General features: G+C 74.6%; 1 protein-coding gene. It reads right to left on the bottom strand.

Annotation, left to right across the window (positions count from 1 at the left end):
- Positions 1-529: SDR family oxidoreductase (locus tag ACYVE9_RS29385; protein ID WP_461030921.1), on the bottom strand; the 529-nt coding region annotated here is incomplete at its 3' end.
- Between the last annotated feature and the right edge of the window lie 215 nt (positions 530-744).

Genomic DNA, 744 nt, shown 5'->3' with positions numbered 1-744 from the left:
CGGGACGCTCGGCGGCGTCGGCGACCGCGACGGCCACCTCGTCGGCCGAGACGGTCTGCAACCTGGCCCGAGGCACCGGCAGGACCCGGCTGCGGGCAGCGGCGGCGAGCGCGGCGGCGAGCAGCTCGTGGAACTGGGTGGCACGCACCAGCGTCCACGGCAACGGCCCCTGCTCCACCAGGCGTTCCTGCGCGACCTTGGCGCGGTAGTAGCCGGACGGCACCCGCTCGCAGCCCACGATCGACACGCACACATGATGGCGCACCCCTGCCGAGCTGCCGGCGGCCAGGAGACGGCGGGAGCCCTCGACGAGGGTCGCCGCGGCCCCCTTGGTGGACGCCGCGTTGCTGGCGTCCACCACCACGTCGACGTCCCGCAGCGCCTCCTCCAGGCCGACACCTGTGCGCAGATCGACCCGGTACTCGGGAGAGTGGCGGCTGAGCACCCGCACCTCGTGCCCGCGGGCGCCCAGTTGAGCGCTGACCCGACGGCCGAGCGTTCCTGTTCCTCCGGTGATGGCGATTCTCATGCCCACAGGACGACACAGCGCACCGGAATGTGACACCGCCGTCGGAGACGTGACGTCGCCCCGCTGCTGTCGCCGGGGGCGTGACCGTGGCGCGGGTACGACCGCGGGGGCTGCGTCGTCCTGGGGGCCCGGGCCGTGCAGACGGGTGCGGGGCCGTGCCGCGGGCGAGGGTGCCGTTTTCAGGAGCCGGCGTGGCCCTGCGCCGAGCCGGAGAC

This window comes from Streptomyces sparsus, from assembly GCF_054776295.1.
The sequence above is the reverse complement of the archived record's forward strand: the minus strand, read 5'-3'. Positions and strand labels throughout refer to the sequence as shown.